The following is a 17144-nucleotide window of genomic DNA, read 5'->3' as shown; positions in this document are numbered from 1 at the left end:
GCAGGCTCGGTGGATTCGGGTTGGGACGGTACAGACTGAATGGGGTCTACGGACTGTCGGTTAAACCACCCGGGCCCGCAACAGGTCATGAATGTTCAGGGCACCGACCGCCCGGCCCTGGTCGTCAACCACGATCAGGCCCGTGATCTTGTGGGTCTCCATCAGCCGGGCAGCCTCCACCGCCAGCTGGTCGGCGCCGATGGTACGTGGGTTGCGGGTCATCACATCGGCGATCTTCGCGGTGCGCACGTCCAGCGCGCTGTCCAGCGCCCGGCGCAGGTCACCGTCGGTGAACAGGCCGATCAGCACACCGTCGGCATCGACCACGGCGGTCATGCCCAGCCGCTTGCGGCTCATTTCGACCAGCGCCTCGCTGAGGCTGGCGTCGGCCCCCACGCTGGGCAGGTCCTCCCCGGTGTGCATGACGTCGGTGATATGCAGCAGCAGGCGGCGGCCGAGGCTGCCGGCCGGGTGCGAGCGGGCGAAATCGTCGGCGGTGAAGCCGCGTGCGTCGAGCAGGGCCACGGCCAGCGCATCGCCCATCGCCAGCGAGGCGGTGGTGCTGGAGGTCGGCGCCAGCGCCAGCGGGCAGGCCTCGGCCGGCACGCTGACGTCCAGGTGGATATCGGCGGCGGTGGCCAGGCTGGACTGCGGGCGGCCGGTCATGGAAATCAGCACGTTGCCCTGGCGCTTGAGCACCGGCAGCAGCATCAGCACTTCGTCCGATTCGCCCGAATAGGACAGCGCCAGCACCACGTCGGCCTCGGTGATCATGCCCAGGTCACCATGGCCGGCTTCGCCCGGATGCACATAGAACGCGGGAGTGCCGGTGGAGGCCAGCGTAGCGGCGATCTTGCGGGCGATGTGCCCGGACTTGCCCATGCCGGTGGCGACCACCCGGCCGCGGCTGGCCAGGATCGCCTGGCAAGCCTGCTGGAAGGCCTCGCCGAGGCGGTCGGCCACGGCATCCAGCGCCTGCCGCTCGATCTCGAAGACGCGGCGGCCGCTGGCGACCAGGCCGGCAGGGTCGACGGAACGGGGGGGCAACAGGGATTCGGCCATGCGGACGCCACGCAGCGGAAGTAGAATGGAGGCACATTTTATTAGGAAAGCCCGTTGGACGCCGACACCATCCGCAACCTGATCGAAACCGGCCTGCCCGGCGCCCGCGCCGACGTGCAGGGCGACGATGGCGTGCATTTCGAAGCGACCGTGGTCTGCGAGGCCTTTGCCGGCAAGATGCCGCTGGCCCGCCACCGGATGGTCTATGCCACCCTGGGCGACCTGATGGGCGGCGCGATCCACGCGCTGGCGCTGAAAACCGTGACCCCGGCCGAAGCCGGCTGAACCGCAGAAGATCCCGAATACATGGCCAAGATCGTTGTGACCGGCGGCGCTGCGCTGCACGGTGAAGTGAGCATCTCCGGCGCCAAGAACGCCGTCCTCCCCATTCTCTGCGCTACCCTGCTGGCCGATGCGCCGGTGGAGATCACCAACGTGCCGCACCTGCACGATGTGGTCACCACGGTGAAGCTGCTGGGTGAACTGGGTGCCAAGGTCACCATCGACCAGGGCACGCTGTCGCGCGGCAGTGCGATCGTGGTCGACCCGCGTCCGGTCAACCAGCATGTCGCCCCGTACGAGCTGGTCAAGACCATGCGCGCCTCGATCCTGGTGCTGGGCCCGCTGCTGGCCCGCTTCGGCGCGGCGGAAGTGTCGCTGCCCGGCGGCTGCGCGATCGGCTCGCGTCCGGTCGACCAGCACATCAAGGGCCTGCAGGCGCTGGGCGCCGAGATCGTGGTCGAGAACGGCTTCATCAAGGCCACGGCCAAGCGCCTGAAGGGCGGCCATTTCACCTTCGACATGGTCAGCGTTACCGGCACCGAGAACGTGCTGATGGGCGCGGTGCTGGCCGAAGGCACCACCATCCTCGACAACTGTGCGATGGAACCGGAAGTGACCGATCTGGCGCATTGCCTGATCGCGCTGGGCGCGAAGATCGAAGGCCTGGGCACTGCCCGCCTGGTCATCGAAGGCGTCGAGCGCCTGTCCGGCGGCCGCCATGAAGTGCTGCCCGACCGCATCGAGACCGGCACCTTCCTGGTGGCTGCGGCGATGACCGGCGGCAAGGTCACGGTCAACCGTGCGCGCCCGAACACCATGGACGCGGTGCTGTCCAAGCTGGTCGAAGCCGGTGCGAAGATCGAGACCACCGACGACACCATCACCCTGGACATGCAGGGCAAGCGGCCGAAGGCGGTCAACCTGACCACCGCGCCGTACCCGGCGTTCCCGACCGACATGCAGGCGCAGTTCATGGCGCTCAACTGCGTGGCCGACGGCGTCGGCGTGATCAACGAAACGATCTTCGAAAACCGTTTCATGCACGTCAACGAGTTGCTGCGCCTGGGCGCGGACATCCAGGTCGAAGGCCACACCGCCATCGTGCGGGGCAGCGAGCACCTGAGTGGCGCACCGGTGATGGCCACCGACCTGCGTGCCTCGGCCTCGCTGATCCTGGCCGGCCTGATGGCCAGCGGCGAGACCACCATCGACCGCATCTACCACCTTGACCGTGGCTACGAGAACATCGAAGAGAAGCTGTCTTCGCTCGGTGCCACCATCCGGCGCGTGCCATGATCCTGCGCGGCAAGTTCAGCCCGCGTCGCAAGGCGCTGCTGGCGCTGGTGCTGATCGTGCTGGCGTGGCTGGGCTACGCCTGGTACGCCAACATCGCCATCACCCAGGGCATCGAGCAGAAGGACATGGACTGGAATGGCGATGGCACGGTCTCGCGCGACGAGATCATCGAGTCGTTCTATGCGGTTGCGGTGAATGACAGCCAGGACGGCAACCGCCATTGCCGCACCTTCGTCTGGCGCAGCACCGGCGAGCAGATCCGCGTGGACTGCCGTACCGAGTTCAAGCCGGCGGCGGCCGAAGAAAAGAAGTAAGAAAAACGCCCGCGAAAGCGGGCGTTTTCTTTTCGCGGGGCCTGGGGTCGGAGCCCATCCCCGACGGAATGGGATCCGACCCCGGCACTCAGTTCATCGCCTTGATGGTCAGGTCCAGTGCATCGCGGTCGTTCTCCCGCTGCAGCATGCGCGCCGGCACCGGGAACTCCGGCACGATCCAGGCGATCAGCTCCTTGTTGCCGTCGGCACGCGAGACCTTGGTCGCTTCGTAGCTCTTGCCGCCCACGGTGATCGACTCCTTGCCGATCACGCGGTAGGTCATGTTCTTGATGCGGCCTTCGTCGACCATGCGATAGGTCAGCGGCTTGCCGGCGGCGAGGTCACGGGCGATCGCCAGGTTGATCAGCAGCGCGTCCATGTCACCGGATTTCAGTGCGATAGGTCCAGCGCGGTCCGGCTTGATGTCGCCGGTCCAGGTGGCCTGGTTGCTGGTCCAGTTGTAGTTGGCCTGCACGTTGCGCTTCTTCACCAGCAGCGCCGAACGGTCCTGGCTGCTGAGCGGGCGCAGCTGGCCGCGCACTTCTTCGAACACGGTGCTCTGGCTCAGGTCGGCCAGCTGGTTCTTCACCTGCAGCGTGTAGCGCCACTTGTTGGCACCCTCGCTGCTCAGCGTCATGCTGCCATTGGCCTGCATGCCCATGTAGCTGGCCAGGTAATCGGCCTTGAACGGCTGCAGGGCCATGGCCGGCAGGCTGGCCACCGACAGCGCGGCTGCAGCGATCCAGGTGAGGGGGCGGGTCAGGGTGCTCATGCTCAGACTCCTTGGTATTCGATCAGGCGCAGATCGACGCGGTCTTCGCCGTCTTCGCGTTGCAGGATGCGCACCGGGGTGGGGACACCGTTGGCGATCCAGAGGATGGTTTCGTTGTTGCCGCCGTTGGTCCGGTAGACCCGCAGCGCGTTGTAGGACAGGTCGCCGACCTCGACGTTCTCGGTCTGCGGCGCGGCCTGGTAGTCGTGCTGGCGGACCTTGCCCATGTCCACGTAGCGGTAGTGCATGGTGGCACCCGGACGGGCATCCCGCATGATCGCCAGGTTGATCAGCAGGGCGCTCTGGTCGCCCGGCTGCAGCGGAATCGGCTGCGCACGCTTCTTCTCGACGTCGCCGGTCCACTGCGCGGTACCGGCCTGCCAGTTGTACGTGCCGACCGCCTTCTTGCCCAGGAACAGGCCCTTGCGCACCGTGCTCTGGCTCAGCGGTGCATAGGCGCCGGCGCGCTCCTCGAACACCGTGCTCTGCTCGATGTTCAGGCCCAGCACGCTGGCAAAGCCGCGGCGGCCGACCACCTGCATGTCGACCCGCCACTGGTTGCCGCCGGTATGGGTGACCTGCATGCTGGCGTCGCCGGCCTCCTTGCCTTTGTAGAAGGCCTGGTAGGTGGCGCTGAACGGCTGCAGCGGCGGCGGTTCCCACGCCAAGGCCGGCAGGGCCGGGGCCGCCGCTTCGGCCGGCGGTTGCACCGCTGGCACCGGCGCCGGAGCCGGCGAGGCAGGCGCCTGCGCCTGGCCCCAACCCACGCCGGGGAGCACGACAAGCGACAGCAGCAGCGAAGTGGACAGCAGGGTCGTGGTCTTCATGGAAGAGAGGAGCCGCAGGAGGTGGGCAGGATGCCAGCCCCGCAGTCAGCGGGGCGTGTGCGTGGGCGTTACCGGTTCAGGTTCCCGGCGGAATCTAGGGCCAGCGGGCTAAACAGGGGGTGACCGTCCAGTTGCGGCTGGCCCTCCCGTTCAGTCAGGCGGCCGGCGCACAGCAGCTGCAGCGTGGCGATCAGCAGGGGATGCTCCACCGCCAGCACACGCGCGGCCAGCGTGTCGGCGTCATCGCCGGGCAGCACCGGTACCCGCACCTGGGCCAGCACGGCGCCGGCGTCCAGCTCGGGTACGACCAGGTGCACGCTGGCACCGTGCTCGGCATCGCCTGCATCCAGTGCCCGCGCATGCGTGTCCAGCCCCTTGTGCAGCGGCAGCAGCGACGGGTGGATGTTGACCAGGCGGCCATTGAAGCGCTGCACGAAGGCGGCGCCGAGTATGCGCATGTAGCCGGCGCAGACGATCCAGTCCGGTGCGACCGCGGCCAGTGCGTCGCCCAGTGCCTGCTCGTAGGCGGCGCGGTCGTCGAATTCCTTCGGCGCATGCGCCCAGCGCAGGTTGGCGCTGACCCGCTGCAGCGCGGCGGCGGCCGGGCGGTCGGAAAATACGCCGACGACCTCGGCGCGCAGGCGTCCCGCAGCGATGGCATCGAGGATGGCCTGCAGGTTGCTGCCGCGGCCGGAGGCAAGCACGGCAATGCGGGTGGGCGCGGTCATTGCGGGGTACTCCGGCGGATCAGCGGCCAGGTCAGCAGGCTGCCCACGGTGGCCATCAGCATGTCGGCATGGGCGTCCCACATGTCGCCCTGCTGCCCGTTGTAGGCCTCGGCGGCGTCCGGCGACAGGGCGAGCGCGATGGCCCATTCGAACCACTCGTAGACCAGGCTGGCGCACATCACCGTCATCACCACCAGGGCGAAGGCCTGGCCGCGGCGCAGCGCCGGCCAGGCGTGACGTGCCAGCTGCAGCAGTGCCGGCGTGAAACAGACGCCGAACAGGAAGTGGATGAGGCGGTCGAAATGATTGCGCTGCCAGCCGAACGCCGCATTCGGCGACCAGCCGATCAGCGCCTGCGTCCACGCGTCGTAGGGAACGTTCGAGTACAGCCAGCGGGCGGCCACACAGTGCAGCGCGATGAAGCCGCAGATCGCGATGAAGGCACCGTTGCCCAGCCAGCCACCCCGGCGGTCGACCCACAGCAGGGCGCCCAGGCCGATCACGGTCAGCGTGCTGTGCAGCGCCTGCTCGGTGGGCCACAGCGGCTGGATCCAGCTGACCGCGAATACCGCCAGCACGGCAGCGAAGGCCAGCTTCTTGGGGCGCGAGAAACGGAAGGCGCTGGGCGAAGCGGTCGTGGGGAGGGCAGGCGCGGACATGGGAAGTCGATCAGGAAAGGGCGGGGCGTCTGCCGGCAAGTTCAGACGCGGAGATGGTCGCCGCGGTCGAACAGGGCGGCCATGCCAGGCTTGGACAGGAACACCCAGGCATAGGCGGTCAGGGCCATGCCCAGCGGGCCGGCCAGCACCGCCAGCCAGGCCGCGCGCTGGCACCAGGCCAGCCCGGTGCGGCGCGACAGCAGGCGCGCGGTGTGCAGCTGCACGAAGCCCAGCGCGGCAGCCAGCGCTGAAACGACGCCGTACACGGTGGCCAGTACCGCGCCATCGTCCAGCCCGCGCGAGCTGGCAACCAGGCCGATGAAACCGAGGAAGGCCAGCGCGGCCATCCAGTGGAAAACCGCCAGCGCGTAGAACAGCACCTTCAGCGTCTGCAGGTGGCTGCCCAGCTGAAGGTGCGCCAGGGTCTGCTGCGGCAGCGGCGGCGGTGCGCCCGGGCTCGTCATGCCGCCGTGCCCGCTGTGTCGAACGCGGCCTTGACCTGCGGACGCAGCAGCGTGATCAGGCTGAGTACTCCCAGCACGGTACCGATCGGCGTGAACAGACAGGCCAGCCCGGCCACGATCAGGCACAGCAGGTAGCGGCGGCGGCGGGCCAGGCAACGGCCGGCGTAGGCCACGAACGCGCCCAGGGTGACGCCACCGAACACGATGACACAGCCGATCACGACGAACATCCAGCCGAACACGCGCTGTTCGGCCGGCGACGAGGGCTGGCCGCCGGAGTTCATCGGCAGGTTGCCGGTGAGCGCGGTGACGCCGAGCACGATGTGGACGATGAAGATCAGCGAGAACAGCGCGATCAGGCCGCCGACCACGTAGTGCGCGATTGACAGCATGCGCAGGTGGTCGGCGTCCTGGGGGCTGAACGCCGGTACCGCCGTCGTTGGCGGCGGCACGGGGGTAGGGGGCAGCGGGGGCATTGCGTCCATGCGGGCTCCTCGGGGCCGGGTTCAGCCGATGTGGACGCGCTCGGCGCCTTCAGCAGTGACCACCTGGCCGATGGTCCAGTGGTCCAGGCCCTGCGCCTTGACCGCCTCGGACACGGCGGCGACCTGGTCGGCTGCCACGATCAGCACGAAGCCGATGCCGCAGTTGAAGGTGCGCCACATCTCGCTGTCGGCCACGGCGCCTTCCTTCTGCAGCCACTGGAACACCGGCGGCAGGGTCCAGGACGATGCCCGGATGTCCAGGCCGAGGCCGTCGGGCACCACGCGGATGATGTTCTCGGTCAGGCCGCCACCGGTGATGTGGGCCATGCCGTGGATGGCCTCGCCGTGCGACTTCAGCAGTGCCAGGATCGGCTTCACGTACAGGCGGGTCGGTGCCATCAGCGCGTCGACCAGCTTCACGCCGCCCTCCAGCTCCAGGTCGGCCGGGCGGCCGGCGCGGTCGTAGATGCGGCGCACCAGCGAGTAGCCGTTGGAGTGCGGGCCGGACGAGGCGATGCCGATCAGCACGTCGCCGGCGGCCACGCTGGCGCCGTCCTTCAGCTCGCTCTTCTCGACCGCGGCGACCGTGAAGCCGGCCAGGTCGTACTCGCCCGGGGCATACATGTCGGGCATTTCAGCGGTTTCGCCGCCGATCAGCGCGCAGCCGGCCTCGGTGCAGCCGTTGGCGATGCCGCCCACGACCGCTGCGGCGGTGTCGATGTCCAGCTTGCCGGTGGCGAAGTAGTCCAGGAAGAACAGCGGCTCGGCACCCTGCACCAGCACGTCGTTCACGCACATGGCGACCAGGTCGATGCCGATCGTATCGTGGCGGTTCAGCTGGTGGGCCAGCTTCAGCTTGGTGCCCACGCCATCGGTACCCGACACCAGCACCGGCTCGCGGTACTTGTTGGACAGGTCGAACAGGGCGCCGAAGCCGCCCAGGCCGCCCATCACTTCCGGGCGGAAGCTGCGCTTGACCAGGGGCTTGATCCGCTCGACCAGCGCGTTGCCGGCGTCGATGTCGACACCCGCGTCACGGTAGGTGAGGGGGGAAGGGGCGGAAGACGGGGTGTTGGTCACGGGCGTCGGCGCTGGCAGGGGTTGAATGAGCGATTTTAACAGGCCGCATTGGCGCAAAGGCCGTATTCGGGCAACAATTCCCCCGGATTCGTCGAGCCAATGGATGTCCTGATGCGCCGCAGCCTGATTCTGACCCTGCTCCTTGCACTGAGCCTGCCGGTGGCCACGATGGCCCAGAGCGGCCTGCGCACCGAGGGAGATGTCGCCACCGCCAGTGGCGCGTACGAGGCCGAAGTGCCCGTCAACAGCCAGGCCGAGGCCGATCGCAACGGTGCCCTGGCCCGTGCCCTGAGCGTGGTGCTGGGCAAGCTGTCCGGCGACCGCAACGTGATGTCACGCCCCGGCGTGGTGCAGGCGCTGCGCAATGCCAAGGACTACGTGGCCAGCTACGACTACAAGCAGGACCAGAGCGTGGGTGCCAGCGGCGCACCGAGCTTCCGGACCCTGCTGGTGGCCCGCTTCCGCGAGGATGACGTCGATTCGCTGGTCTCGGCGCTGGGCCTGCCGCTGTGGCCGCAGCCGCGACCGAAGCCGGTGCTGTGGCTGGCCGTCGACGACGGCAGTGGCCCGCGCCTGGTCAGCGTGCAGCAGGCCAATGCCGCCCGCCCGCTGCTGAACCGCGCCATCGAGCGGGGTTACAAGCTGGGCCTGCCCAGCGGCGGTGCTGCCGAACAGGCCCTGGCCGGTGCCATCTGGCGCCAGGACAGCGCCGCCGTGGCCCGTGCCTCCTCGCGCTACTCACCGCCGATGCAGCTGATCGGCAAGCTTTACCGCGCCAACGGTGGCTGGCAGGCGGACTGGGTGTTCGTCGACAACGGCCGCGAACTGAACAAGTGGACCAGCAAGGACGCCAACGCCATGCGCGCGATGGCCGCCGGTGCCGACGGTGCCGCCGATGCGCTGGTCAAGCGCTATGCCAAGGCCGGCGTGGCCGTCGGCCAGGCCGGCACCTACCGCCTGGTGGTGACCGGCATCAACAGCGCCGATGACTACCTGCGGCTGGCCGCTGGCCTGCGCGAGGTGCCGGTGGTGCGCAGCGTCACCCCGCTGCACGCCTCGGCCGGCCAACTGGAGCTGAGCGTGGAGATGACCACCGGCCTGGCCGGCTTCAACCGCATGCTTGGCGACAATGGCGTGCTGGTGCCAAGCGCGCCGCTGCCGGCCCTGCCGACCCCGATCGATGACACCACCGGTGCCCCGGTGGCCGCGCCGGTCAGCAACGAGTACCGCCTGCGATGATCCTGAGCCCGGAAGCTGAAATCGCGCAGTTCCTGCGCCGGCTGAAGTACATCCTGTTCGCCGGCCTGATCGGCTGGGTGGTGTGGCTGCTGGCGCCGATCCTGACCCCGTTCGTGCTTGCACTGGCGCTGGCCTGGCTGGGTGACCCGCTGGTGGACCGCATCGAGGCCACCGGCCGCTCGCGCATGACCGGCGTGGTGCTGGTGTTCGCAGCGATGGTGCTGGTGATCGTGGCACTGCTGCTGGTGCTGGTGCCGATGATCGAGCGCCAGATCACCACCCTGATCGCGGCCGCGCCGCAGGCGCAGGCGTGGCTGATGCAGACCGGCATCCCCTGGTTCGAGCACAAGACCGGCCTGGAAGTGATGCAGTGGCTGGATCCGGACCGCCTGATCGAATGGGTGCGCAGCCATTGGCAGCAGGCCGGCGGCTTCGCCACCACGTTCATGGGCTACGTCTCGCGTTCGGGCTTTGCGATGGTGACCTGGGTGGTCAACATCCTGCTGCTGCCGATCCTGGCGTTCTACTTCCTGCGCGACTGGGACAAGCTGGTCGAGCGGGTGGCCTCGGTGATTCCGCGCAACCAGATCGGCACCATCAGCGCGCTGGCGCGTGAATCCAACGAGGTGCTGGGTGCGTTCATCCGTGGCCAGTTCCTGGTGATGCTGGCGCTGGGCGTGATCTACGCCGGTGGCCTGTCGCTGGTCGGCCTCAAGCTGGGCCTGCTGATCGGCCTGATTGCCGGCCTGATCAGCTTCATCCCGTACCTGGGCGCGACCACCGGCGTGCTGATGGCGGTGATCGCCGCGCTGGTGCAGGCGCAGGGCTTCGACCTGAAGCTGCTGATCCTGGTCGGCGTGGTGTTCACCGTGGGCCAGCTGCTGGAAAGCTACGTGCTGACCCCGCGCATCGTCGGCGACAAGATCGGCCTGCACCCGGTGGCGGTGATCTTCGCGGTGATGGCCGGCGGCCAGCTGTTCGGCTTCCTCGGCATGCTGCTGGCGCTGCCGGTAGCGGCGGTGACCAACGTGCTGCTGCGCTATGCCCACCAGCGCTATCGGCAGAGCGAACTGTACGTGGGCGAGAAGCCGGCGATCGTGCTTGATGGCGTGGTCGACGCGCCCCATATCATCGTTCCGGACGACAAGGGCCCCGACCTGAAGTGATGGGTGTGCCGCAACTGCCGCTGGCCCTGCATTACCCGCGGGACCAGCGCCTGGAGACCTTCATCGGCGCGCCGGATGGCGCGCTGGCGCAGCTGCGCGCGATCGCGGTTGGCGCCAGCCACGACTGGGTCTACCTGGAAGGTGCGGCGGGAACCGGCAAGACCCACCAGGCGCTGGCGATGTGCTCCAGCGCCGAGCAGGCCGGACGGTTGCCGACGTACGTGCCGCTGGCCAGCGCCGCCGGCCGTGTCCGTGCGGCGCTTGATGGGCTGGAAGCGCGCGAACTGGTGGCGCTGGACGGCCTGGACGAGGTTGCCGGCAACCGCGAGGATGAGATCGCGCTGTTCGATTTCCACAACCGTGCGCGCGCTGCGGGCGTGACCGTGCTGTACACGGCACAGAAGGCGCCGGGCGAACTGGGCTTGGTGCTGCCGGACCTGCGCTCGCGGCTGGGCCAGTGCGTGCGCGTGCTGCTGCAGCCGCTGGATGAGGAAGGGCGGGCGGCCGTGCTGCGCGAGCGTGCACTGCGACGCGGCCTGGCCATCGACGAAGCGGCCATCGAGTGGCTGCTGTCGCACACCGGCCGTGAGCTGGGTGGATTGATCACCCTGCTGGACTGGCTGGACCGCGAATCGCTGGCGGCGAAGCGGCGGATCACCGTGCCGTTCCTGCGCCAGGTGCTGGAAGAAGGCCGGCCTCGTTACTGAGGGATGTTGTTCGGCAGGGCTGCGCCCTGCACCCGCGGTAGTGCCGGCCGCTGGCCGGCAACGTCAACGTCAACGGCAGAAGTGGCTTCCTGAGGGGGGCGGGGTGGCTCAGGTTGCGGGGGACGGCGCAAGTACGTCCCTGTAGCCTCGGTCGCGCCATCCATGGCGCTCACGCCCCCGCAACCTGAGCCACCCCGCCTTCGACAGGTTCCCGCGGCTGTTGGTGGGTGTCGACCTTGGTCGACACCCGAGCAAGCGCAGCGAAGCGACCCGCTTTTGCTTTTCTTTCTTTCTTCCGTGGCTGGACGCGCACGGAAACTGTCAGAGGCCGGGCGGGTGGGCCATGCAGGGGCGTTGGCGCCATGGATGGCGCCATCGAGCTTACAGGGACGTACTTGCAGCGTCCCCTGCATGGCCCACCCGCCCGGCCAAGCACGCGATCCGCTCTACGCGACCAACCACGAGGGGCTCAGCCGTTCGCCGCCAACTCCGCATCCAGCGCGCGCAGGCGATCCACCGTGCCGACGTCGGTCCAGCGCCCGCGATGGTGCTGCCCGGTCATCAACCCCTGCGCCATGAAGTGCTTCTGCAGCGGCACCACCGAGAACTTCGGTGGCAGCCGCTCGCTGCCCGGCGCATCGCCGATCACCGCGCGCCAGTCGGCCACGATCGAAGGACGGTACACGCCGATGCCGGCATAGGTCAGGCATGGTCCTTCGCGGTCGTGGTGCAGGAACCCCTGTGCATCCAGGCGGTAGTCACCATTCGGGTGCTGAACCGGATTGTCGACCAGCACCAGGTGCGCCTGGCCCTGCGGCTCGCGCGGCAGCGTGGCGAAATCGAAATCGGTCCAGATGTCGCCGTTCACTACCAGGAACGGGGCATCGCCCAGCACCGGCAGGGCGTTGAGGATGCCGCCGCCGGTTTCCAGCGGGGTCTGCCCTTCGTACAGGAAATGCAGGCGCAGGCCCCACTGGCTGCCATCGCCCAGCGTCGCCGGGAACTGTTCGGCCAACCATGCGGTGTTGACCACCACCTCGCGCACGCCGAGTGCGGCCAGGCGTTCCAGGTGCCAGACGATCAACGGCTTGCCAGCCACTTCCAGCAGCGGCTTGGGCGTGTGCAGGGTCAAAGGGCGCATGCGCTCGCCGAGGCCGGCGGCAAAGACCAGTGCCTTCATCGGGCTACGCGCATCGGTGCACCCAGCTCGGCCAGCGCCGGCTTGATGCGGTCGTCCAGCAGCTGCTGCAGCGGTGCCAGCTCGCGGTAGCGCGGCAGCACTTCATCCAGATAGGTGACGAAGCGCGGTGCGTCGTCGAGGTAATGGCCCTTGTTGTCGCGGTAACGCAGCCGGCAGAACAGGCCCAGGATCTTCACGTGGCGCTGGATGCCCATCCAGTCGGCATCGCGCAGGAAGGTGGCGCGGTCGGGCACCGGCAGGCCGGTGTCGCGGGCGCGCTCGTGATACTGCGCCAGCCATTCGTCCACGCGTTGCAGTGGCCAGCTCAGGAAGGCGTCCTTGAACAGGCTCACCGCATCGTAGGCGATCGGGCCGCGCACCAGGTCCTGGAAATCCAGGACCGCGGGGCCATCGTCGACCGGCATCAGGTTGCGCGGCATGTAGTCGCGATGGGTCATCAGCTGGGCCTGGCCCAGCGCGTTGTCCATCAGGCGGCGATGCACCAGCTGCAGGCCTTCGATCTCGCCGCAGTCCAGTTCAAGGTTCAGGTGGCGCTGCAGGAACCATTCGTCGAACAGGCCGGCATCGCGCTGCAGCAGTGCTTCGCCGAACTGGCCGAAGTCGGCCGGCACCGGGATCGCCTGCAGGCGCAGCAGCTGCTCGATCGAACGACCGAACCATTCGTCAGCGTTGCGCTCGTCGAGGATCCTGGCCAGGGTCGGGCCGCCGAGATCTTCCAGCAGCAGGAAGCCGGCATCCAGGTCCTGCGCGAGCAGCATGGGCACGCGCAGACCGTTGTCGTGCAGCAGGCCGCGCATGCGCAGCCACGGCCGCGGATCTTCCAGCCCCGGCGGGGCGTCCATCACGATGTGGCTGCCGCGCGTGCTGGTGGTGCGCCAGTAGCTGCGCATGCCGGCGTCAACCGAAGCGCGTTCGACCACCGCGTTGGCATCATCGAGCTGGGTACGGGCCCACTGCAGGCGCTGCGCGCTGCGCTGGGGATCGGAGGCGGGTTCGGTCATGCGGGCATATCCGGGCGCGCCGGGCGCGCCAACGTCGGCAACAGGAAGGGAAGGGGGAGCGGCGTCAGCGGCGACCGCTGAACAGGCGCAGGACGGCCAGCACGGCCACCGCGCCCACCACCGCGCCGAGGAAACCGGCCGGTTCGCCGGGGGCGTACCAGCCCATGTACTGGCCGAACCAACCGGCCAGCAGGGCACCAAGGATGCCCAGCACGATGGTCAGCAGGCAGCCCATGCGGTTGTTGCCGGGCATGAAGAAACGCCCGAGCAGGCCGACGAAGAAGCCGACCAGCAGGATGTACAGCCAGCTGCTGCTGCCGAACAGACCATTCATGCGCGCGGATTCCGCTTGAGTGTGGACGCAGCCTAGCAAGGCCAGGCTGCGTCCGTCACGAGTGCCGGATCAGCAGCAGCCGTGGTCGCCGTGGCGGGTGCCGCTGTCGGCAGCCACCGGCGAGCCGCTGGTCTCGCCGCGCAGGCTGGCGGCGTAGTGCTCGCTGATCACCTTGGACACGCAGGCGGTGACCTTCTTGCCCATCGGGATGTGCAGGAACTCGTTCGGGCCATGCGCATTGGAGTGCGGGCCGAGCACGCCGGTGATCATGAACTGCGCGCCCGGGAACTTCTCGCCCAGCATGCCCATGAACGGGATCGAGCCGCCTTCGCCCATGTACATCGCCGGCTTGCCGAAGAAGGCCTGGCTGGCGTCGTCGATGGCCTGGGTCAGCCACGGCGCCATCGCCGGGGCATTCCAGCCGGTGGAGGCCTTTTCCAGGTCCAGGGTGACCTGCGCGCCGTTCGGCGGGTCGCGCAGCAGTGCTTCCTTCAGCAGCTCGCCGCAGGTCTTGCCATCGGCGGTCGGCGGCAGGCGCAGCGACAGCTTCACCGAGGTCTGCGGACGCAGCACGTTGCCGGCCGATTCCAGCGGCGGCATGCCACCGACGCCGGTGACCGACAGCGCCGGGCGCCAGGTGCGGTTGAGCACCAGCTCGGTCAGGTCCTCGTTCATGGGGCGCAGGCCGTCGACCATCGGGAACTTCTCGAAGATCTCGGTATCCACCACTTCGGCGGCACGCTTGGCCTGTTCCAGGCGCTCGGCCGGGATCTCCACGTTCATGCCGTCGATCAGGATGCGGCCGGTGTCCTGGTCCTCGATGCGCGAAAGGATCTGGCGCAGCAGGCGGAAGCTGGACGGGATCACGCCGGAGGCATCGCCGGAATGCACGCCTTCGTTGAGCACCTTCACGGTGAAATTGCCGCCGGTCAGGCCGCGCAGCGAGGTGGTGCACCACAGCTGGTCGTAGTTGGCGCAGCCCGAATCCAGGCAGACCACCAGCGACGGCTTGCCGATGCGGTCGGCCAGGTGGTCGACGTAGGCCGGCAGGTCATAGCTGCCGGACTCTTCACACGCTTCGATCAGCACCACGCAGCGGGCGTGCGGCAGGCCCTGGGCCTGCAGTGCCAGTACCGCAGCCAGCGAGCCGAAGATCGCGTAGCCGTCGTCCGCACCGCCGCGGCCATACAGCTTGTCGCCGCGCAGGACCGGGGTCCACGGGCCGAGGTCGTCGTCCCAGCCGGTCATTTCCGGCTGCTTGTCCAGGTGGCCATAGAGCAGGATGGTGTCGTCGCCGGTTTCGGCGCCGGTAGCCGGAATTTCCAGGAAGATCAGCGGGGTACGGCCTTCCAGGCGCACCACTTCAACCTTCAGGCCGGGCAGCTGCTGGGCCTTGGCCCAGTTCTCCATCAGGGTGACCGCCTGTTCCATGTAGCCGTTCTGCACCCAATTGGCGTCGAACATCGGCGACTTGTTGGGAATGCGGATGTAGTCGACCAACTGCGGGACGATTTCGCTGTCCCACTTGTCATTGACGAATTGGCCGAGCTTGGCGCTGTCCATCTGAAACTCCGGTTGCATGGGCTGATCCGGCCATTCTACGCCTGTGCCGCGGGTAGGGTTTTTCCTACATCACGTCGGGTATTTGGCTGGCTTACGGAAATCCGGGAAACCGATAGGCTGTGCACATGTGGTGACGGACACTGTTCCTGCCGACGGGATTGCCGGTCGGGGCGGCCAGAATCACAGGGAGATACACGTCGTGCCTTGGTTTGTCGTGTTGAGGGCGCTGGTGCTGGTAGTGGGGATCGCTGGGGCGCATGCCGCCGAACCGATCGACATCAACCGCGCCGATGCCCAGGCGCTGCAGCAGGGATTGACAATGGTCGGAGCCGCCAAGGCCGAGGCGATCGTCGAGCACCGGCGCAGACACGGCCCGTTTCATCGCGTCGAGGACCTGACGCAGGTGAAGGGGATAGGGAAAGCGATCGTCGAACGGAATCGACAGCGGATCACCGTAGGCAACAGGTTGTTGCCGGCGGATCCGGTACCCGGATCGGTACCGGTGCGGACCGTACCCAGGCGCTGACAGCAGGAATCGTCGGAACCGGCAGGAGGCTGGTTCACCGGTCACGGACAGGAAGGCCGTGACCACCGACCGCCGCAGGACGCGGCACCAATCACCAGGATGGTGGCATCACAGACCTGTGGAAGGGGCTGAGATACAAACAGGACAGACGCGGCCGCGTGCAGGATGCAACGCTACCCCCACAGCGCAGGATGCGAGGGGGCGGCAGCAGGCCGACAAGGACGTAACGATTGCCCGGTACGACACATGGCTGTGTCGCCGGGCAATTTCATTTCCGGCGCCTGGTTTTGCCGCGGCCACCACGGGCCGATGGTGTACGGTGGCCGCTCCGCATGGAAAGGACCCCGCTGGATGCTTGTGCACCGCCCCACGACCCTGATGCTCGCCCTGGCACTGACCCTGCCACTGCTGGCCCATGCCGCTGCGCCGACGCTGACAGCCAAGCCTGCGGCCGAATCCAGCACCGCCGACGTGCGCGGGCCGACCGACCTGAAACCGGGCGAGTACCTGTGGCATCCGGAAATCTCGCCGACCGGCCCGATCGTGCTGGTGGTCAGCCTCGATGAGCAGCGTGCCTACGTTTACCGCAACGGCATCGCCATCGGCCTGACCACGATCAGCTCGGGCAAGGCCGGGCACGAGACGCCGACCGGCGTATTCACCATCCTGCAGAAGGACAAGGACCACAGGTCCAACCTCTACAACAGCGCGCCGATGCCCTACATGCAGCGGCTGACCTGGGATGGCATCGCCCTGCATGGCGGCAGCCTGCCCGGGCATCCGGCCTCGCATGGCTGCGTGCGCCTGCCGCAGGCGTTCGCGCAGAAGCTGTTCAGCGAAACCCAGCGCGGCGATACGGTGGTGGTGGCCGACGCCAAGAGTTCGCCGATGACCCTGGCCTATCCTTCGGTGCTGGCACCGGTCAACGCGCGCGGCCAGGCTTTGCCGGAAACCGAGGGCGGGGCCCCGGCGCAGGCCTGGTGGGACGACAGCGCAGCCCCGGCCGGGCAGGTCGGCATCCTGGTCAGCCTGCATGACCAGCGCCTGTACGTGCTGCGCGATGGCGTGATGATCGGCGAGTCGCCGCTGAAGGCCGACGCCCTGCCCGCATTCCAGGGCACCACGCTGTTCGTGATGGGGCAGGGCTACAGCGATACGCCCAGCCCGCTGGACGTGAACCAGCGCCTGCACCAGTGGACGGCCTATCCGCTGCTGGGCCAGGATCGTGCCCAGGCCACCCCGGACCTGCTGGCCACGCCCTCGTTGCCAATGGCGCTGCCGGCCGATTTTGCCCGCCAGCTGTACCAGGTGCTGGTGCCGGGCACGACCCTGCTGGTGACCTCGTTGCCGGCGGTCCGCCCAAGCCCGGCTGAATCCGGAATGCAGCCGGTCTTGGAATCCGAGCCGCCAGGGTCCACCCTCAAGGGCAACTGAGTCC

General features: G+C 68.2%; 20 protein-coding genes. 8 read left to right on the top strand and 12 right to left on the bottom strand.

Annotated features, from left to right (window positions below; all coding sequences use genetic code 11):
* Nucleotides 1–60: 60 nt before the first annotated feature.
* Nucleotides 61–1062 carry a KpsF/GutQ family sugar-phosphate isomerase gene (locus AC5P53_RS12265; RefSeq protein WP_014646236.1) on the bottom strand — a complete coding sequence of 334 codons (1002 nt, stop codon included), beginning with the start codon at nt 1060–1062 and terminating at the stop codon, nt 61–63.
* A gap of 54 nt (nt 1063–1116) precedes the next feature.
* Between AC5P53_RS12265 and AC5P53_RS12260 the strand changes: the two genes are divergently transcribed.
* From AC5P53_RS12260 to AC5P53_RS12250, 3 genes are read left to right on the top strand one after another with little or no spacing between them, the layout of a single operon-like run.
* Nucleotides 1117–1347, top strand: coding sequence for a BolA family protein (locus tag AC5P53_RS12260; RefSeq protein WP_005408396.1), 231 nt, complete (start codon nt 1117–1119; stop codon nt 1345–1347).
* A 21-nt stretch (nt 1348–1368) separates the two neighbouring features.
* Nucleotides 1369–2640 (top strand): UDP-N-acetylglucosamine 1-carboxyvinyltransferase, encoded by a 1272-nt coding sequence (murA, locus tag AC5P53_RS12255; protein ID WP_014646237.1) that lies wholly within the window; start codon nt 1369–1371, stop codon nt 2638–2640.
* Nucleotides 2637–2954, top strand: a complete 318-nt coding sequence (locus AC5P53_RS12250; protein ID WP_032957609.1) for a hypothetical protein — start codon at nt 2637–2639, stop codon at nt 2952–2954. The genes murA and AC5P53_RS12250 overlap by 4 nt, the downstream gene beginning before the upstream one ends.
* A gap of 88 nt (nt 2955–3042) precedes the next feature.
* Here AC5P53_RS12250 and AC5P53_RS12245 read toward each other — a convergent pair whose 3' ends face one another.
* The 7 genes from AC5P53_RS12245 to purM all read right to left on the bottom strand — a co-directional run bounded on the left by AC5P53_RS12245 (nt 3043) and on the right by purM (nt 7969).
* Complete coding sequence (locus AC5P53_RS12245) at nt 3043–3726, bottom strand: DUF3108 domain-containing protein (protein ID WP_014036249.1); 684 nt, start codon at nt 3724–3726, stop codon at nt 3043–3045.
* A 2-nt stretch (nt 3727–3728) separates the two neighbouring features.
* A complete protein-coding gene (locus AC5P53_RS12240) occupies nt 3729–4553 on the bottom strand; it encodes a DUF3108 domain-containing protein (RefSeq protein WP_046429311.1) in 825 nt (274 codons plus the stop codon).
* Nucleotides 4554–4621: 68 nt separating this feature from the next.
* A complete protein-coding gene (purN, locus tag AC5P53_RS12235) occupies nt 4622–5281 on the bottom strand; it encodes a phosphoribosylglycinamide formyltransferase (RefSeq protein ID WP_049441056.1) in 660 nt (219 codons plus the stop codon).
* A complete protein-coding gene (locus tag AC5P53_RS12230; protein ID WP_069117523.1) occupies nt 5278–5940 on the bottom strand; it encodes a DUF2238 domain-containing protein in 663 nt (220 codons plus the stop codon). The genes purN and AC5P53_RS12230 overlap by 4 nt, the downstream gene beginning before the upstream one ends.
* A gap of 41 nt (nt 5941–5981) precedes the next feature.
* Nucleotides 5982–6404, bottom strand: a complete 423-nt coding sequence (locus AC5P53_RS12225) for a hypothetical protein (RefSeq protein ID WP_241887208.1) — start codon at nt 6402–6404, stop codon at nt 5982–5984.
* Nucleotides 6401–6889: a hypothetical protein gene (locus tag AC5P53_RS12220; protein ID WP_032957615.1), complete on the bottom strand. Its 489-nt coding sequence runs from the start codon at nt 6887–6889 to the stop codon at nt 6401–6403. The genes AC5P53_RS12225 and AC5P53_RS12220 overlap by 4 nt, the downstream gene beginning before the upstream one ends.
* A gap of 21 nt (nt 6890–6910) precedes the next feature.
* The gene (purM, locus tag AC5P53_RS12215) at nt 6911–7969 is read right to left on the bottom strand and encodes a phosphoribosylformylglycinamidine cyclo-ligase (protein ID WP_134808578.1); all 1059 of its coding nucleotides are present in this window, start codon (nt 7967–7969) and stop codon (nt 6911–6913) included.
* A 99-nt stretch (nt 7970–8068) separates the two neighbouring features.
* Between purM and AC5P53_RS12210 the strand changes: the two genes are divergently transcribed.
* From AC5P53_RS12210 to hda, 3 genes are read left to right on the top strand one after another with little or no spacing between them, the layout of a single operon-like run.
* Complete coding sequence (locus tag AC5P53_RS12210) at nt 8069–9208, top strand: DUF2066 domain-containing protein (protein ID WP_014646245.1); 1140 nt, start codon at nt 8069–8071, stop codon at nt 9206–9208.
* The gene (locus AC5P53_RS12205) at nt 9205–10374 is read left to right on the top strand and encodes an AI-2E family transporter (protein ID WP_014646246.1); all 1170 of its coding nucleotides are present in this window, start codon (nt 9205–9207) and stop codon (nt 10372–10374) included. Before AC5P53_RS12210 ends, AC5P53_RS12205 begins: the two co-directional genes overlap by 4 nt.
* On the top strand, nt 10374–11081 hold the full coding sequence (gene hda / locus AC5P53_RS12200; protein ID WP_014646247.1) for a DnaA regulatory inactivator Hda: 708 nt from the start codon (nt 10374–10376) through the stop codon (nt 11079–11081). Before AC5P53_RS12205 ends, hda begins: the two co-directional genes overlap by 1 nt.
* Before the next feature lie 469 nt (nt 11082–11550).
* On the opposite strand, the gene murU is transcribed toward hda, so the two are convergent.
* The 4 genes from murU to AC5P53_RS12180 form a co-directional block, all read right to left on the bottom strand.
* Nucleotides 11551–12261 (bottom strand): N-acetylmuramate alpha-1-phosphate uridylyltransferase MurU, encoded by a 711-nt coding sequence (gene murU / locus AC5P53_RS12195; protein ID WP_049408158.1) that lies wholly within the window; start codon nt 12259–12261, stop codon nt 11551–11553.
* Complete coding sequence (locus AC5P53_RS12190; RefSeq protein WP_046429330.1) at nt 12258–13283, bottom strand: aminoglycoside phosphotransferase family protein; 1026 nt, start codon at nt 13281–13283, stop codon at nt 12258–12260. Before AC5P53_RS12190 ends, murU begins: the two co-directional genes overlap by 4 nt.
* Before the next feature lie 64 nt (nt 13284–13347).
* A complete protein-coding gene (locus AC5P53_RS12185) occupies nt 13348–13617 on the bottom strand; it encodes a GlsB/YeaQ/YmgE family stress response membrane protein (RefSeq protein ID WP_005415577.1) in 270 nt (89 codons plus the stop codon).
* Between the two features lie 69 nt (nt 13618–13686).
* On the bottom strand, nt 13687–15180 hold the full coding sequence (locus AC5P53_RS12180) for a M20 family metallopeptidase (protein ID WP_032957377.1): 1494 nt from the start codon (nt 15178–15180) through the stop codon (nt 13687–13689).
* 199 nt (nt 15181–15379) lie between these two features.
* On the opposite strand from AC5P53_RS12180, the gene AC5P53_RS12175 reads away from it, so the two are divergent.
* Together AC5P53_RS12175 and AC5P53_RS12170 are read left to right on the top strand one after the other, a co-directional pair.
* Nucleotides 15380–15706 (top strand): ComEA family DNA-binding protein, encoded by a 327-nt coding sequence (locus tag AC5P53_RS12175; RefSeq protein ID WP_014036262.1) that lies wholly within the window; start codon nt 15380–15382, stop codon nt 15704–15706.
* A gap of 351 nt (nt 15707–16057) precedes the next feature.
* Nucleotides 16058–17140, top strand: coding sequence for a L,D-transpeptidase (locus AC5P53_RS12170; protein ID WP_241887209.1), 1083 nt, complete (start codon nt 16058–16060; stop codon nt 17138–17140).
* Nucleotides 17141–17144: the final 4 nt, after the last annotated feature.

Source organism: Stenotrophomonas sp. YJH_SMC_82, from assembly GCF_059368875.1.
Note: the sequence above shows the minus strand (reverse complement) of the source record. Positions and strands in the feature narration are given on the sequence as shown.

What these genes read in the sequence shown, in the direction of transcription:
- AC5P53_RS12265 (WP_014646236.1), bottom strand. Translation starts at nt 1,062, where the DNA reads ATGGCCGAATCCCTGTTGCCCCCCCGTTCCGTCGACCCTGCCGGCCTG.
- murA (WP_014646237.1), top strand. Translation starts at nt 1,369, where the DNA reads ATGGCCAAGATCGTTGTGACCGGCGGCGCTGCGCTGCACGGTGAAGTG.
- AC5P53_RS12250 (WP_032957609.1), top strand. Translation starts at nt 2,637, where the DNA reads ATGATCCTGCGCGGCAAGTTCAGCCCGCGTCGCAAGGCGCTGCTGGCG.
- AC5P53_RS12245 (WP_014036249.1), bottom strand. Translation starts at nt 3,726, where the DNA reads ATGAGCACCCTGACCCGCCCCCTCACCTGGATCGCTGCAGCCGCGCTG.
- AC5P53_RS12240 (WP_046429311.1), bottom strand. Translation starts at nt 4,553, where the DNA reads ATGAAGACCACGACCCTGCTGTCCACTTCGCTGCTGCTGTCGCTTGTC.
- purN (WP_049441056.1), bottom strand. Translation starts at nt 5,281, where the DNA reads ATGACCGCGCCCACCCGCATTGCCGTGCTTGCCTCCGGCCGCGGCAGC.
- AC5P53_RS12230 (WP_069117523.1), bottom strand. Translation starts at nt 5,940, where the DNA reads ATGTCCGCGCCTGCCCTCCCCACGACCGCTTCGCCCAGCGCCTTCCGT.
- AC5P53_RS12225 (WP_241887208.1), bottom strand. Translation starts at nt 6,404, where the DNA reads ATGACGAGCCCGGGCGCACCGCCGCCGCTGCCGCAGCAGACCCTGGCG.
- AC5P53_RS12220 (WP_032957615.1), bottom strand. Translation starts at nt 6,889, where the DNA reads ATGGACGCAATGCCCCCGCTGCCCCCTACCCCCGTGCCGCCGCCAACG.
- AC5P53_RS12210 (WP_014646245.1), top strand. Translation starts at nt 8,069, where the DNA reads ATGGATGTCCTGATGCGCCGCAGCCTGATTCTGACCCTGCTCCTTGCA.
- AC5P53_RS12205 (WP_014646246.1), top strand. Translation starts at nt 9,205, where the DNA reads ATGATCCTGAGCCCGGAAGCTGAAATCGCGCAGTTCCTGCGCCGGCTG.
- hda (WP_014646247.1), top strand. Translation starts at nt 10,374, where the DNA reads ATGGGTGTGCCGCAACTGCCGCTGGCCCTGCATTACCCGCGGGACCAG.
- murU (WP_049408158.1), bottom strand. Translation starts at nt 12,261, where the DNA reads ATGAAGGCACTGGTCTTTGCCGCCGGCCTCGGCGAGCGCATGCGCCCT.
- AC5P53_RS12190 (WP_046429330.1), bottom strand. Translation starts at nt 13,283, where the DNA reads ATGACCGAACCCGCCTCCGATCCCCAGCGCAGCGCGCAGCGCCTGCAG.
- AC5P53_RS12185 (WP_005415577.1), bottom strand. Translation starts at nt 13,617, where the DNA reads ATGAATGGTCTGTTCGGCAGCAGCAGCTGGCTGTACATCCTGCTGGTC.
- AC5P53_RS12180 (WP_032957377.1), bottom strand. Translation starts at nt 15,180, where the DNA reads ATGGACAGCGCCAAGCTCGGCCAATTCGTCAATGACAAGTGGGACAGC.
- AC5P53_RS12170 (WP_241887209.1), top strand. Translation starts at nt 16,058, where the DNA reads ATGCTTGTGCACCGCCCCACGACCCTGATGCTCGCCCTGGCACTGACC.